Source organism: Shewanella woodyi ATCC 51908 (genome assembly GCF_000019525.1).
Taxonomy (GTDB): Bacteria; Pseudomonadota; Gammaproteobacteria; order Enterobacterales; family Shewanellaceae; genus Shewanella; species Shewanella woodyi.
In genome coordinates, this window is sequence record NC_010506.1 from 3173069 (window position 1) to 3188152 (window position 15084).

Annotated in this window: 11 protein-coding genes and 2 tRNA genes; 5 read left to right on the forward strand and 8 right to left on the reverse strand. The window is 41.9% G+C overall.

Annotation, left to right across the window (positions count from 1 at the left end; all coding sequences use genetic code 11):
• Nucleotides 1-6: 6 nt before the first annotated feature.
• Entirely contained in the window at nucleotides 7-513 is a 507-nt protein-coding gene (locus tag SWOO_RS13375; RefSeq protein ID WP_012325212.1) for a DTW domain-containing protein, read from the reverse strand.
• Nucleotides 514-632: 119 nt separating this feature from the next.
• Between SWOO_RS13375 and SWOO_RS13380 the strand changes: the two genes are divergently transcribed.
• Nucleotides 633-2006 carry a HAMP domain-containing sensor histidine kinase gene (locus tag SWOO_RS13380; protein ID WP_012325213.1) on the forward strand — a complete coding sequence of 458 codons (1374 nt, stop codon included), beginning with the start codon at nucleotides 633-635 and terminating at the stop codon, nucleotides 2004-2006.
• Nucleotides 2007-2091: 85 nt separating this feature from the next.
• Here the strand turns inward: SWOO_RS13380 and def are convergent, their stop codons facing one another.
• Nucleotides 2092-2583: a peptide deformylase gene (gene def, locus SWOO_RS13385; protein WP_012325214.1), complete on the reverse strand. Its 492-nt coding sequence runs from the start codon at nucleotides 2581-2583 to the stop codon at nucleotides 2092-2094.
• Between the two features lie 210 nt (nucleotides 2584-2793).
• On the opposite strand from def, the gene SWOO_RS13390 reads away from it, so the two are divergent.
• Nucleotides 2794-4521, forward strand: coding sequence for an MFS transporter (locus tag SWOO_RS13390; protein WP_012325215.1), 1728 nt, complete (start codon nucleotides 2794-2796; stop codon nucleotides 4519-4521).
• A gap of 69 nt (nucleotides 4522-4590) precedes the next feature.
• On the opposite strand, the gene SWOO_RS13395 is transcribed toward SWOO_RS13390, so the two are convergent.
• On the reverse strand, nucleotides 4591-5280 hold the full coding sequence (locus tag SWOO_RS13395; protein WP_012325216.1) for a hypothetical protein: 690 nt from the start codon (nucleotides 5278-5280) through the stop codon (nucleotides 4591-4593).
• 269 nt (nucleotides 5281-5549) lie between these two features.
• Here SWOO_RS13395 and SWOO_RS13400 point away from each other — a divergent pair, with 269 nt between their 5' ends.
• The gene (locus SWOO_RS13400) at nucleotides 5550-5903 is read left to right on the forward strand and encodes an MGMT family protein (protein WP_012325217.1); all 354 of its coding nucleotides are present in this window, start codon (nucleotides 5550-5552) and stop codon (nucleotides 5901-5903) included.
• A gap of 158 nt (nucleotides 5904-6061) precedes the next feature.
• Nucleotides 6062-6829, forward strand: coding sequence for a DUF3108 domain-containing protein (locus tag SWOO_RS13405; protein WP_012325218.1), 768 nt, complete (start codon nucleotides 6062-6064; stop codon nucleotides 6827-6829).
• A gap of 75 nt (nucleotides 6830-6904) precedes the next feature.
• Here SWOO_RS13405 and SWOO_RS13410 read toward each other — a convergent pair whose 3' ends face one another.
• Nucleotides 6905-8272 (reverse strand): hypothetical protein, encoded by a 1368-nt coding sequence (locus SWOO_RS13410; protein WP_041417644.1) that lies wholly within the window; start codon nucleotides 8270-8272, stop codon nucleotides 6905-6907.
• 672 nt (nucleotides 8273-8944) lie between these two features.
• Nucleotides 8945-9715 (reverse strand): class II glutamine amidotransferase, encoded by a 771-nt coding sequence (locus tag SWOO_RS13415; protein ID WP_012325220.1) that lies wholly within the window; start codon nucleotides 9713-9715, stop codon nucleotides 8945-8947.
• A gap of 241 nt (nucleotides 9716-9956) precedes the next feature.
• On the opposite strand from SWOO_RS13415, the gene fadE reads away from it, so the two are divergent.
• The gene (gene fadE, locus SWOO_RS13420; RefSeq protein ID WP_012325221.1) at nucleotides 9957-12404 is read left to right on the forward strand and encodes an acyl-CoA dehydrogenase FadE; all 2448 of its coding nucleotides are present in this window, start codon (nucleotides 9957-9959) and stop codon (nucleotides 12402-12404) included.
• 58 nt (nucleotides 12405-12462) lie between these two features.
• On the opposite strand, the gene SWOO_RS13425 is transcribed toward fadE, so the two are convergent.
• The 3 genes from SWOO_RS13425 to SWOO_RS13435 form a co-directional block, all read right to left on the reverse strand.
• On the reverse strand, nucleotides 12463-14376 hold the full coding sequence (locus SWOO_RS13425; protein WP_012325222.1) for a cation:proton antiporter: 1914 nt from the start codon (nucleotides 14374-14376) through the stop codon (nucleotides 12463-12465).
• A gap of 376 nt (nucleotides 14377-14752) precedes the next feature.
• Nucleotides 14753-14829, reverse strand: a tRNA-Asp gene (locus SWOO_RS13430).
• A gap of 174 nt (nucleotides 14830-15003) precedes the next feature.
• Nucleotides 15004-15080, reverse strand: a tRNA-Asp gene (locus tag SWOO_RS13435).
• Nucleotides 15081-15084: the final 4 nt, after the last annotated feature.

Below are 15084 nucleotides of genomic sequence, written 5' to 3' on the forward strand. Positions count from 1 at the left end.
GCTGTATTATCTTTGATTTAATGCGATATAGGCAGCTTCCAACTCCAATGCTTCTTCAGTCATCTTGGCTGAATGACACAGTTGGATAATACACTCTAAGGTGCATAATCCTCCAGGGATCTGATTGCGCCTCAAGTTAAACTGAGAGTCTCCTCCCTGTGTTAATGCATATTTGCTCGCAGTGGCAAGATAGGGACTCTGCCTTATCATCTTTCTCGCCTCTTGCCAGGTTGCATCTAAAATAATGATAGTTTCAGGTATCTCATTCAAATACAGGCTTAACTCCTCCATTGGGGTTTGAAGCATTGAATCACCGGTCTCTTTGGACAAAACAGGTTTTGGAAAAAGCACTGCCGCCTTGTTACTAGATAGTAGATGTACTATCCCATCATCCGCTTCAACTCTTGACCAGATCACGCGTGAGCACCAGTGTGGAAATAACTCTAGCGCTTTGCCCCCTGTATTGGTTAAACGCGTAACCTCTCTCTCATGGGTTAACAAAATAACCTTCATCTATCTAGGTCCAACATTAAATATATTCCTCTTCGCACTCTCTACTAGCAGATAAGCTATGACCCAGTTATAATTGCGAACAATTATCATTACATGGCGCTTTAAGTAAGCCATCTACTATGCTTCTACCAATATCAGGCCTTTTTTCACATCTGCAGTTTAAATTATTCAGCTATTTTGCCATCTCACTTTTAGCTATTTTACTGATAGCAACCGCCATTGAAAGCTTGGTATTAAATAAATTGCTCACTTTACCTTCAACCACACAGGAGCAGCTCACAGAACTTGCCAGTGAAGCAAAAGTTTTTATTAGAAACAGCGATATAGAGGGGTTAACTCAATGGGAAAAACAGCAGGTATTCACGCTTTTTATTCTCAATAACGATCTTCAAGCGCTCACTAAGCGAGAGATGCATCCTCATTTTGTTTTTAAGCTTAAGTATTTAAAGCAGCTTAAACAACCGATGGGGGATCGTGTTCAAAAGCCCTTAATCGCTGTTCCTTTGGGTAAGCACCTTATCAATAATAAAAGGCAAGAGTTAACGTTAGTGGTGCAGCTCAATGCTGCACTTCATCCAGCACAACAGCTAAGTAGTAGCTTATGGGTAATCCGCACACTTGTCGGTTTTGCTGTACTCGTGATGTTTAGCTCCATCCTAAGCAAATACTTAATCACTCCGCTCACACACCTGCAAGCTGGCACACAAGCATTAGCAAGTGGAGATCTTAATACCCGTATTGCTCAGCACTTCTCCACCAAAGAGCCTGAGTTTTATAAGTTAGCCACAGAGTTTGACCATATGGCTGAGCAAGTTCAGCAGTCGATGCTTAACCAACAAAGATTATTAAGGGATGTTTCACATGAGCTGCGTACCCCGTTAGCTAGACAAGAGCTGGCACTTCACCTTTTAAGCAAACAACTTAATGACTCACATCTTACTCTGTTACATAGACTTGAACATGAAAATGCAGAGATGTCAGCATTGATCAATACCATGCTTAACTTCAGTCGACTTAACAACGCTTATATTGATCTCAACATACAAGCAGTTCCAATCAATGAGATCCGCAGTAGATCACTTAACGATATTGAATTCGAGGCGAAAGCGGGACAAACCATTATCTGGCACTCTCAGCCAGACACTGTCACTCTGATCACTGATGTAGGCCTATTGACTCGTGCCATAGACAACGTACTCAGAAATGCACTTAAGTATGCGGGAGAGTGCTGCACCATAGAAGTGAGCTACATTAAGAGCCCTAACGGCGTTGTTCTTACCATTATGGATGATGGCCCAGGGATTGAGCACTCAGAGTTAGAGACCGTATTTAACCCTTTCACTCGTATGGATGATGCAAGGCATTCAAGTCAAGGGGGTTATGGCTTAGGATTAGCGATAGTAAAACAGAGCATGAAACTGTTAGGAGGCGAAGCTGTTGCCGAAAATGTAGATAAAGGCGGCTTAAAAATTAGTTTACATCTTCCCAGTTAGCGGTTAACGGTTAACGCGGCTCATATCGTTAAAAAGCCCATTACCTAAAGATAATGGGCTTTTTAATTGAAATACACAGCTTACTTTAAGCGTATTTGCTCACTTTTCTGAGTGCTATTTGTTGCTTTAACTTAGAAAGGTGATCGGTAAACACGACGCCATTGAGATGATCCATCTCATGTTGAAGCACTATCGCTAAAAAGGTATCAGTTTCAATTTCAAAAGGTGTTCCCTCTCTATCAAGGGCTGTCACTTTCACCTTCTCATTTCTGGCCACTTTAGCTCGGTAACCTGGGATCGATAAACATCCCTCTTCACCGACAAACTCGCCTTCTGCAGCGACTATCTCAGGATTGATCAAGACTTGAGGTTGATCTCTTTCAGGTGACAGATCGATAACCAATATCGCATGTTCACTGCCAACTTGTGTTGCAGCTAAACCAATTCCATCATCGGTGTGGTACATGGTTTCTAATAGATCATCAATAAAACCCTGCACCGCGCTGATATCAGTTACCGGTTTAGCTTTTCTTTTTAATCGTTCATCAGGGATGGTGAGAATATCGAGTACAGCCATTTAGATCACATTTCAGAGAAAAATTTGGCGTCATTATGACTTATTTTTTTCTAAAGGCAACTTTAACAATAGATTGTTCTAATCGAAATATTCAATTTCATAGGCTTGCAACGTGCATTTTTATCGATAAATAACAGGCTTTCTCGCTTGTATTACCCTTTTGTTATCGCTAGCATAACAAAATGTATAAAATATACGAAAATAATAAAAATGACTAAAGTTGCACGAACTCCGTTACCAAAGACCTTTTTTGTAGCAAATACCATGGAGATTTTTGAGCGTTTGGCTTGGTATGGCTTCTTTACCCTGTCATCACTCTATATGACCTCGCCAATACTTCAGGGAGGACTAGGGTTTAGTGAGCAGGAACGAGGCCTATTACAAGGGATGATCCCCTTCTTCCTCTACCTGGTCCCGGTACTTACTGGCGCACTGGCCGATAGATATGGATACCGGAAAATGTTCCTACTTGCATACGCCATCATGAGTCCCTGCTACTTCTTACTTGGTCAGGTTGACTCTTTTGCAGGTTTCTTTATTGCCTTTATGGGAGTTGCATTAGGTGCAGCCTGTTTTAAACCCGTGGTAACAGGCACTGTGGCTAGAACAACAGATGAAACCAATCGAGGCCTAGGTTTCGGCATTTTTTATATGATGGTCAATATCGGTGGCTTTCTTGGTCCGTTTATCGCCGGATATGTGCGTGCGATCAGTTGGGATTGGGTCTTTATTATGTCCTCATTCTGGATCGCCGTGAACTTCATCCCTGCCCTACTTTTTTATCAAGAGCCAACAGATCAAGCTAAGCAAAAGGGAAAACCACTAAAAGCTGTGTTATCTGATATTCAAGAGGTACTCGGAAATCTACGATTTGCTATCCTCTTTTTTGGTTCATTAGTGATCTTAATGGCTTATGGAGCTAAGTGGCTAACAGGCAATGAAACACTGCTCATCTACCTTGGCTGGTTTGTGGGCCACTATCTCTGGGATCTAAGTGCCAACACGCAGAAAAATAGACCTTGGTACAGACAGAAAATCACTGTAGGAAACAAACCCTTCGTCATCTATCTTTTGATCTTATCCGGCTTCTGGATGGTCTATCAGCAAATATTTATCACCTTACCTATCTATATTCGCGACTTTGTCGATACATCAGATCTCGTCGCGATATTGGCGCAATATCCACAGCTGCTGAAGTTTTTTGCCCACGTCGAGTTAAATGCGCTGCAAACAGAGTTATTAAGGCTATCCCAGGCTGTTTCTAATGGAGAGATTAATGTAAAACACGCCTACTTCGAACTGGTTCACCTAAAGGTAATGGTACCTATAAATGAATTAGCTCAAGGTCTCACCAGCATTTCTATCGATCCCGCTAAAGCCAGCGAATTGGCCCAAAGCTGGGGCAATCAGCATAGACAGGTCAACCCAGAATACTTAATTGGGCTTAACTTCCTCTCTATCGTTCTGCTGCAGATCATTGTTAGCCGTTTCATCGAACGTTTTCAAGCATTGCCAGTACTTGTGGGGGGAACTGTGATCTTGGCTCTTGGAACGGCCCTAGGCGGGATTGCTCACGGCATGATCATGGGCGGCATCATGGTTTTGACCTCCATCCTCGTATTCTCCATTGGTGAGATGGTCGCATCACCGAAAAGTCAGGAATATGTCGCCAGTTTTGCCCCACAAGATAAGAAAGCCATGTTTATGGGTTACTACTTCGTATCATCGGCTATCGGCTTTCTACTTGCCGGCCCGCTCTCGGGTTATCTCTACTCTGAAGTTGCAAAGCAGGCAGGTCGACCAGATCTAATGTGGTTTATCATTGGAGGATTTGGGCTTCTCACCGCCATTGGACTAGTACTTTTCAATAAGTTCAGTGCCAGCAAGCTCGTAGAGCAGCAGATAACTCAATCACCTGTTGAGGAAGCAAGGGTATAGAATGATTCTAAAGGGCGCATGTCGCTTAATCCCATGCGCCTAAACTTCTGTTGTGAACTAAATACTCAATTAAAACTGAGACTGCAGTGCAAATACCCATTGAGTATCTTCATGCTCAATCTCATCAATACGATGAGCTTCATAGCGATACCTCACCTCCCATGACCATTGCTCGCTTAAGCGATAACCCAGTGACAACCAAGCTTCGCTCTCAAAGCGCTCACGACCATCAATGGCTGCACTCGCTTGAGTAGTCAGTTGATTATACCATCGGTCGCTCCAAGGCTTGAGTACAGAGAAGCTGGCATTTGCCGCAAAGCTGTTACTGCTTGAGTGCTCATCAATACTAAGATAATTTGCAGCAAGCTCAGTAAAGACCAATGTCTCATACCAACCGACATATTCACTTATAACCCCGAATTGATACTGATAGTGGCTCAGACGACCTATCTCAGTGTCTGTTTTACCATGATTAACCTTGGCACTGATATTTAAACGATTGCCAGAAGATACTGGCGCATACAGATAAGATAGTGTCCATTTATCTCCTCCCATATTGGTATGTAACTCGATCTTTTGTGACTCTCCCCCTAATCGTCCACCCACCTTAAACACATCAGCATCAAAGCCAATACCTAGGGATGTTTTTAGATTAAGCGGATCCGCTATATGACGGTTTAGCTGAGCCTGAGCGGAGAGAGAAACAGTGGAGAGAAGAGCGGCCATTAATGGCAGAGTCACTCGAATAAGGTTTGGCATTGGTCACACCGTGAAAAAATCCTATTATCACGTTTAAAATATACAGCATCAACGATTTTTACCATATATTACAATGAAGTAACCTATAAATCACAGCTCACCAATGATTCAAATGAATGTATCAACTTCAAGCGTTTATGTAGCATATAGCTAGTCACCCCCCCAATATCTGGTTATGATAAAAACATGAGTAAGTGAGTAAGGTATCTGTTTTAGAGACTACCTATTTATGAGAAACAATTTAAGAAGTACCTATTTAGAAAGTGCCTATGTCAAAACAAGTAACTGTTAGCCCAATCGAAAAAATTTGGTTTATCGTTAACCTCATCCCTAAAGGTTATGTGTGCTCATATGGAAAAGTCGCTGATTTGGCAGGTCTTCCAGGCAGAGCACGATATGTCTCTACAGCATTGAAACGTGCACCAAAAGAGATGACATTGCCTTGGCACAGAGTAGTTAACAGCCAAGGAAAGATCTCTTTTGAGAGCAATACCCAGGCCTACCAAAACCAGATGGAGCGATTAAGACTTGATGGGGTTGAAGTGAACCGAGGCAAGATTTTATTGTCTCAATATGAGTGGAAACCAGATCTTGCTACGCTTATGTTCGAGATCCCTTTTTAATCGCCCTCCTCAACAAACTTGCTATAAGGCAGTTAGAAGAGCAAGATTAATAAACCTGTTGTCACTCAAATTAATCTGTCATCCATGCACCTCTTACGACTGTAACGAGCAAAACGCAGTAAAGTACACATTAAATAACAGAGTCGAGGAGATCGCTTTTGTCTGTAAGTAAACGTCTAATCGTCGCAGCACATCTTCTAAGCGCCAGCTTCACCCTTGCGGCTGCCCCAACACCTTTAACACCACAAACGGCTGAGTATCAAGTTAATTATGGCAACATCGAACTTGGTAAAGCCCGCTATCAGCTTCCTGTCGCCGAAGACAATGTCTATCAATATCGTTTTGACAGCGATGTAAGCCTACTTGTCCTTTCTGACAGGAGGAATGTGCGCAGTGAATTTACCTTAGATGGTGATCAACTCACGCCTATGCGTTATACCCATAACCGTAAAGGTACTGGTCCAAGTTTTCAGGAGCAAACCGCCTTCGCCAAGGGGCAGTCAGTAGTTCACAGTCGCTATAAAGATGAGCGAGCTAAACTCCCCTACACAGAAGTGTTATATGATCCCCTCATGGCGCAACTTCAATTCCGACTCGATATGGTTAAAGGAAAAAAAGAGCTCCACTACGCCATGGTAAAAGAGGGGGAAATAGATGAATATGATTTCCGCGTTGTCGGCAAAGAGCGCATGAACATTGACAGTGGCAGCTACGAAACCATCAAGATTGAAGTGGTAAGAGACAGCAAAAAACGTCAAACATTTTTCTGGATGGCACCGGATCTAGCCTATCTTCCTGTACGTCTTACTCACTTTGAAAAGGGCAGCAAACAGTTAGATATTAAACTATTAAGCTATCGATTCTCCGAACCACAACAAGACCTCACATCTGTATCTTCTAAGCCACAGCCCACAACACATCCATAAAAACAGCTAGCACTATCATAAATGCATGAGCGACGGCACAAAAATGTTGTCGCTCATGGGCAATGCATACCAACTCTATTGAAAAGCAGTCAACCTATACCCCCATTGTTCACTTGCATCGGGTGTTAAAACAAGTGTGTAGTCCAAGTTATCTTTTAACTCTAAAGTCTGTCGGTGTAATAGATTTAACGTACCATCAGTTTTCTTCTCAACTAAAGTGACTGTGTACTTATCCCTTGGTAGGGTTAAAGACTTCGTTTTGAGAAAGTTCCACTTTTTTATGAAGTGTTTAGCTGTTTCGACAGTTTCATTATTCCTAACAAAATATACTTCCAACCCATTTTTATCAGTCGCTAAATTCACTAATTTAGCTTGATATTCGTAGCTTCTCGGAGTCAAATTATGTTCAATAACAGATGCTTTAAGTTTCTTCTCTTTAGTAGGGTAAAATAAGATAGTCTTTGAATCACTTTGATTATAAGTGACTAATAAGTTGTCTAATAATTGTTCGCCAGTAACCGGGTCACTAACGCTTACATCATAATCGCCAAACTTTGTAGGAGTAAAAGCTGAAACTTGCCATCTAGTTACATCTTGTTTCTTCTCTTCACCATCTTTTCCTTTAAGCATGACTTGCAACTGTGCGCTATGCTCAAAGCCGTCATAAACCCTAAACTGAACGCTTTCGTTGATATCTGGATATGAACTAACAGTTTTTGACGATGAAACAACATCTAACTTCACACCATACTTAGATTGTCCAAAACCAGGCCTTATCATTAATTTGTATGTAGTCTGTAACTTTAAATCTATCTCCTTAGTCGTAAATATTGGCTCGTTACCTCCCGCTTTAGCGAGATAAACAACATACTTACCATTGACTAAAATCTCCGGTGAGGAAACCCCGAGATATTTGAGTTTTCCAAGATACTTTGCAGAGGAAAATCCATCTTCTTTTTTACCCACATAAATATCGAAATCTTGTACACCTTGGCTAACATGGGCTGCAATAACCTGCATTTTGGTTATCTTTTTCTCTTTATTTTCTTCATTCTCTTTAATTAACTTATCTTGACTATATTTTAGATCTAGAAAGCCACTGTCAGCATACTTCCCCGTTAAAACAAAGAGGTGATATGATTGAGCCTCAAAGTCTATATCCTTTTGATGAAATTTAACCTCCTTGTTTTTAGCATCGGTACCTACAATAGTAAGTTTATTACTCCCTGTAGTAACAGCAACTCTTGAATTGGCGTACCCAAAATTTACTTTTGAATACTTTTTCTTAGTTAATGAAAGATAGGTACTCGTACTATCAGGAGAGGCATTATAATACTGGATATAAGTAACATCAGGTTTAGACTCATCATTATCACTCCCCCCACAAGAAATTAGACACAAAGACAGAAAAAACAATAGCGTAAAGTTTTTTATTTTTTTCATTTTCAACTCTTTCATTTTTATCAAATAGATCTTATTGTTAAAATTACAATATCAAATATTGTAAATAAGAAAATAAATAGAGTAGCTTAAACTTCAGCAAAGCTATTAACCTACTTTAATAATTTAAAGTTATGAGTGCCAACGAGAGTAATTTTTTGGCCAAAACCCCACCTAACATGAGTTAAACCTAACTAACCAAATCATAAGATACAAGGTTTCTTATTCAGTACAACATACTGATATCATGTAATAACAATGAGTTACAACAGCATGAATCTGTATTTACCTATTTAATCAAATATTTGTAATTTTTAATTTAAATTTAAAATATCATTTAAGAAAGTAGTTATTTAACAGGATTCTCAATGGGGACTGTATTTATAAAGACAATATAAGAACTATTTCAAACTTGCGTTTACAATGAACTTTAACACATATCAACTTTATAATACGCCATACGTTTACATCTTACAATTCAGAAAGAAATAATAATTATTATGCATCATCCATTAATAAACAATGATGACTATAATAGATAGTATAAAGTTAACATTGAAAAGGCTTCCTAAATATTTATACTTTAAAAAGCCCTTTAGAAAAAATTTCTAATAAAGAAAACTAATCACACTTAGCGACTCATTTTCCACTCCTAATGGTAAGAGGTAAATCGATTTAAACCTTCTCTCCCTTACAGAAAAGCTCCCAATCGCCAGCACCCAATATATTCCACTCTTCATTATTGGTTAACGGTCGTGTTGCAATCACAGTGACGATATCATTTGGCGTGGTCTCTTTTTTAAAATCGATAACCACATCAGTATCGATAAGTTTTGCCTGACCAAACGGTGCCTTTCTGGTGATATAACAGAGGTTATTGCTGCAATAACTCATCAGGTGGTCGCCGTCACTTAAGATCATATTGAACACACCAAGGGCTCGGATCTCGTCCGCTAAACCTGCAATAAAAGTAAATACGGGTTTAAGCTCTTTAGGCTCCTGTTCACCAAACTTCTTTACGACCTCCTCTAAAATCCAACAAAATGCCTGCTCGCTATCGGTATCTCCCACTGGTTGAAAACGAGACACGATGAATTTATCTTCATAGTCAGAAAGCTGCCCATTGTGAGCATAGGTCCAGTAGCGCCCCCAAAGCTCACGGGTAAAAGGATGGGTGTTCTCTAGAGAAACACAACCTCGATTGGCTTGTCTAATATGACTCACAACCACTTCACTTTTAATCGGGTAGGATTGGATCAACTTTGCAATATGAGATTCGCTACTAGGACAGGCGTCTTTAAACGTTCGACTACCTTTACCTTCATAGAAAGTGATCCCCCAACCATCAACATGGGGCCCTGTGACACCGCCTCTTTGCGCTAAGCCGGTAAAACTGAATACAATATCTGTCGGCACATTTGCGCTCATTGCCAGTAGTTCACACATCAAATTAACCTATTTTATTTTTACTTCCTTTTTGTATTCTAACTATTTGAAGCAGAAAGTGGAATCTTGTACAAAAACAAAATATTTAAACGTTTGTTTTAAATAATGCTTGTATTAAATAACACATAGGTTTAAATTTTATGCGACACAGGTCTGACCACAACCTATAATTGTGATATCGATCAATATAAATAATTGGCTAACAGCCAATCGATAGGCCGCCTTATTAAGGAGAATAACAGTGACTACCCTACTTTGGACTCTTGCGATGCTTTTTGTGTTAGGTGCTTTAACCTACCTCAGAGTATCTCTGCTTACATCTAGTTTCATCGCCGCAATCGTCCTGACGATCGGAACAGCAGCTGAAGCTGTTAGTCCCTTAACTTGGATTATCTTTTTAGTTATCGCGTTGCCACTTAACATCAGCTCATTTCGTAAAAACTTCCTCACTAAGCCGATGCTCAAGATGTATCGTGGCATCATGCCTGAGATGTCATCGACCGAAAAGGAAGCCATCGAAGCGGGGACAACTTGGTGGGATGCCGACATTTTTGCAGGCAAACCTGACTGGCAAAAGCTGCATAACTATCCAGCAGCGCGCTTAACAGCTGAAGAGCAAGCATTCCTTGACGGACCAGTCGAAGAGGTCTGTAAGATGCTTAATCAACATCAAGTATCCCATGAACTGGGAGATCTACCGCAGGAGATCTGGCAGTATCTAAAAGATCACGGCTTCTTTGCCATGATCATTAAAAAGAAATATGGCGGACTTGAATATTCAGCCTATGCTCAATCTCGCGTATTACAGAAGCTTGCGGGCGTTAGCAGCGAGCTTGCATCAACTGTCGGTGTTCCTAACTCTTTAGGCCCTGGAGAGCTACTGCAACATTACGGTACTCCAGCCCAACAAGACCACTATCTCCCTAGACTAGCAAAAGGTTTAGAGGTTCCCTGTTTTGCACTCACAAGCCCAGAAGCGGGCTCAGATGCAGGCGCTATTCCTGACTTTGGTATCGTGTGTAAAGGCCAGTGGGAAGGCGAAGAGGTGCTAGGGATGAAACTGACCTGGAACAAGCGTTATATCACGCTTGCGCCTGTTGCAACAGTGCTTGGCCTTGCATTCAAGCTACAAGATCCCGATAAGCTGTTGGGTGATAAAGAGGAGCTGGGGATCACCTGTGCCCTAATACCAACTGATATTGATGGGGTTGAAACCGGTCGTCGTCACTTCCCTCTTAACTGTATGTTCCAAAATGGCCCCACACGAGGCAATGAGGTATTCGTACCGCTAAGCTTTATCATAGGTGGACCAGAAATGGCTGGCCAAGGCTGGCGTATGCTGGTTGAGTGTTTATCTGTTGGACGCGGCATCACCTTACCGTCAAACTCTGCAGGTGGAATTAAAACAGCCGCAGTGGCTACCGGCGCTTACGCACGTATTCGTCGTCAATTTAAGCTCCCTATCGGCAAGCTTGAAGGCATCGAAGAGCCTATGGCAAGAATTGGTGGTAATGCTTACCTAATGGAAGCGGTCACCAGTTTAACGACCACGGGTATCGATCTGGGTGAAAAACCTTCAGTTATCTCAGCTATCGTTAAATTCCATCTTACCGACAGAATGCAAAAATGTGTTATCGATGCCATGGACATCCACGGCGGCAAAGGCGTTTGTCTTGGCCCGAATAACTACTTAGGTAGAGGCTATCAGGCTGCACCTATTGCTATTACAGTTGAAGGCGCGAATATTCTGACCCGCTCGATGATCATCTATGGCCAAGGTGCTATCCGCTGTCATCCATATGTACTTGCAGAGATGGAATCAGCATTCGATACTGATGCAGAGAAAGGATTAAACGATTTTGATGCTGCGATATTCGGTCATATTGGATTCACCGCCAGTAACCTAGTGCGCAGCTTCTGGTTAGGGCTTACCTCTAGCCGTTTCTCTAACGCCCCATACTCAGATAAAACAAAGCGTTATTATCAACACATGAATCGCTTTAGTGCCAATCTAGCACTGCTATCAGACTTAGCAATGGCGACTCTGGGTGGAGATCTCAAACGAAAAGAGCGTATCTCGGCTCGATTAGGTGATCTACTAAGTCAGCTATACCTCTCATCTGCCACGCTAAAACGTTATCAAGATGAAGGCCGTCAAACAGAGGATCTTGCTCTAGTACAATGGGCTGTTGAAGATTCATTGTACAAGTTACAAGACTCGTTAGATGACTTACTCGATAACTTCCCTATGGGCTTAGGCCGCGTGCTTCGCGTTATTATGTTCCCGTTTGGTCGCCCTCTTAAGCGTCCAAGTGACATACTAGATCATAAAGTGGCTAAGATAATGCAAACTCCTTGTGCTAGCCGAGACCGACTAGCAAAAGGTCAGTTCTTAACCGCATGTGAAAACAACCCTGTCGGTATTCAAGAGCAAACCTTTAAAGACATTATTGCTTGTGAGCCTCTACACGATAAAGTGTGTAAAGCAGCGGGCAAACGCCTTCCCTTTATCTGGTTAGATAAAGTAGCAGCAGAAGGTAAGGCGCTTGGGATTTTAAGTGAAGATGAGATAAGCTTACTTGAACGTACAGAGATTGGGCGCATGAAATCAATTAACGTTGATGATTTTGACCCTGATGAACTTAAAGCCATGGTTGTCGCAAAAACTAAGCATGAACAAGCAGCGTAACGTTTTAAGTTGTTAATAAAAAAGGAGGCTAACGCCTCCTTTTTTATACTTGTTACTTCTACGTCTCTTTACTTATCATCTTCGACTCTTCAGACTCACTCTGCTCAGAATCTTCATTAGCTAAAGTTGCCTGCTCAGCAACAAGAGTGCGCTCTTTCTCTATCTTCTCATCTTGTGCCTTCGCTAACTCTTGGGACTCTACAGGAAGTAAACTAATCAGCTCTATACCACTGTTAAGTTCACTATCAGAGGCTGTAAATATCTTAACCTTGCCCTCTTCAAGATAGATCAAAGGCATCGCGCACTCACCATATCTCTCTCTAAAGTCTTTAAAGCTAAAGTTCTCAGTGATGTTCGTGCTCTTTATCAAAGCCCCCTTCGCCATTAAACTTGCAAGCTTTGCGTAAGTCACCGACTCACCAAATAAGCAAAGGCTCTTCTGGTAAGACTCAGATAACCGATGGCGAGCACTGGCCTCTTCATTGTGTGTCAAACCATAGACTTTATTGCTACCAAAAAGATCTTGATAGTGAAAACTCACCAGTGGGTTAAGTTGACGGTAGGGGGAGATCACCAGTAATCGACCTATTCCCTTCATATCGAGAAAGTTAGCCGCATGTTCTGAGGTTGGGTTACCAAAATAGACTGGCAAATTGTCCATTCTTGCCAAACGAATATTATCCCAGTTGTTATCTGCCAAAGTCACAGTAACATTTTTAGACTTAAGCACTTTCGCCAGCTCACGTGAGAAGCTCGCTGCGCCAAAGATCAATAAACCTTGAGCCTTACCAGCATTAACCTCTAGAAAACGCGCCCAAGGACCAGCAGTTAAGCTCTGAATTACCACAGTGCCTATAATGATGAGAAACACTAAAGGGACAATTAATCCAGCACCTTCAACACCTAAGCTTTCAAGCTTAATAGCAAATAAAGATGAAACCGCCGCCGCAACAATTCCTCGAGGCGCCATCCAACTTAAAAACCACTTATCAGCACGGCTTAGTGAGGTTCTCATTCCGCAACACCAGACACTCAGAGGTCTAGCGATGAACATCACAACCCCTAACACTGCAATGCCCTCCCAACCTAAGCTCAGCAATGCATCAGAATCAAGTCGGGCCGCTAACAGAATGAATAGAGCTGAGATCAGCAACACCGTGAGGGTTTCCTTAAACTCGATGATATCCGAGATATCCACATCACGCATATTAGCCAAAAATATCCCCATCACAGTCACCGTTAACAGACCTGACTCCTCCTGGGCTAAATTTGACGCAACAAAAACCCCTAACATGATGGTTAACACAGCGGTATTTTTAAGATAGTGAGGCAGTAGGTTATTTCTGAGAATATAGCCAACAAAGAAGCCACTGGCAGCACCAACACCCAATCCAACACCCAACATATAACCAAGCGCGTGCAGCACATGTGCCGTAGGATCCGCTACCACCGCAATATATTCAAACACAAGTACGGCTAACAGCGCACCGATAGGATCTATAACTATCCCCTCCCACCTAAGAATGCTGGCCAGTTCAGATTTTGGCTTAATGCTGCGCAACATAGGAACGATAACAGTTGGCCCCGTCACCACCACCAAAGCACCGAATAGCATCGCCATTTCCCAGCTAAATCCAAGTAGAAGATGGGTGGCAACACCGATACATGCCCAAGTGATCAAGGTTCCGATGGAGACAAGATTAGTCACCATACGACCATGATCTTTTATCTCTTTAAAATTAAGCGTTAATGCTCCCTCAAATAGAATCACCGCCACACCTAATGAGATTATAGGAAACAGAAGATCCCCGAATATCTCATCGGGTTTAAGAAAGCCAAAACCGGGTCCAATAATGAGACCACATAGCAAAAGAGGAAGAATTGCAGGGAGTCTTAATTTCCAACCAATCCATTGACACAGCAAAGATAAAACGCCCAATAAACCTAGCATCGCAGTGATCTGCTCAACCATAAAATTGTCCTTAATATTTCTCAATGTCTAACTGCAGTTTTGAGTATATGCCACTATGGCGTATTCCGTAGTTCGCATCACCTCAAGCATTTGATGACAAATAATGACATACTTAGCATATTAATCTAATTAAAAGCATATATTAACTCAAAGATACTGAGAAATATGGCTTTTCCACAAATTAAAAGCTAAAAATATTATGACTTACTAAGACAAAAAAGCCCTCATCTTTCGACAAGGGCTTCATTGTGTTCGCTTAACGCGAGTGGGGATTTGAGTTGTCATAATAAAGTCCTAAATGTGTAAACACATTTCAGGACAAGACACAGAAACGAAAAAAGCCTCTACATTGCTGTAGAGGCTTTCATCTTTATGCTGGCGGAGCGGACGGGACTCGAACCCGCGACCCCCGGCGTGACAGGCCGGTATTCTAACCAACTGAACTACCGCTCCAAAATCTTCTGTTTTTATCTCTAGTAACGGGACTCGAACCCGCGACCAAGGGCATGACAGGCCGCCCTTCTTTGCAAATAGCCCTAACCAACTGACTACGGCTCCTAAACTTATCGCTTTACAGCTGTTTAATGGTTATGTCACTAACAATTAAACTAAATTTAGTAACTTGATTGGCGGAGCGGACGGGACTCGAACCCGCGACCCCCGGCGTGACAGGCCGGTATTCTAACCAACTGAACTACCGCTCCACAT

Coding starts and splice junctions, on each gene's coding strand:
- SWOO_RS13375 (WP_012325212.1), bottom strand. CDS start 513: ATGAAGGTTATTTTGTTAACCCATGAGAGAGAGGTTACGCGTTTAACC.
- SWOO_RS13380 (WP_012325213.1), top strand. CDS start 633: ATGCTTCTACCAATATCAGGCCTTTTTTCACATCTGCAGTTTAAATTA.
- def (WP_012325214.1), bottom strand. CDS start 2,583: ATGGCTGTACTCGATATTCTCACCATCCCTGATGAACGATTAAAAAGA.
- SWOO_RS13390 (WP_012325215.1), top strand. CDS start 2,794: ATGACTAAAGTTGCACGAACTCCGTTACCAAAGACCTTTTTTGTAGCA.
- SWOO_RS13395 (WP_012325216.1), bottom strand. CDS start 5,280: ATGCCAAACCTTATTCGAGTGACTCTGCCATTAATGGCCGCTCTTCTC.
- SWOO_RS13400 (WP_012325217.1), top strand. CDS start 5,550: ATGTCAAAACAAGTAACTGTTAGCCCAATCGAAAAAATTTGGTTTATC.
- SWOO_RS13410 (WP_041417644.1), bottom strand. CDS start 8,272: ATGAAAAAAATAAAAAACTTTACGCTATTGTTTTTTCTGTCTTTGTGT.
- SWOO_RS13415 (WP_012325220.1), bottom strand. CDS start 9,715: ATGTGTGAACTACTGGCAATGAGCGCAAATGTGCCGACAGATATTGTA.
- SWOO_RS13425 (WP_012325222.1), bottom strand. CDS start 14,376: ATGGTTGAGCAGATCACTGCGATGCTAGGTTTATTGGGCGTTTTATCT.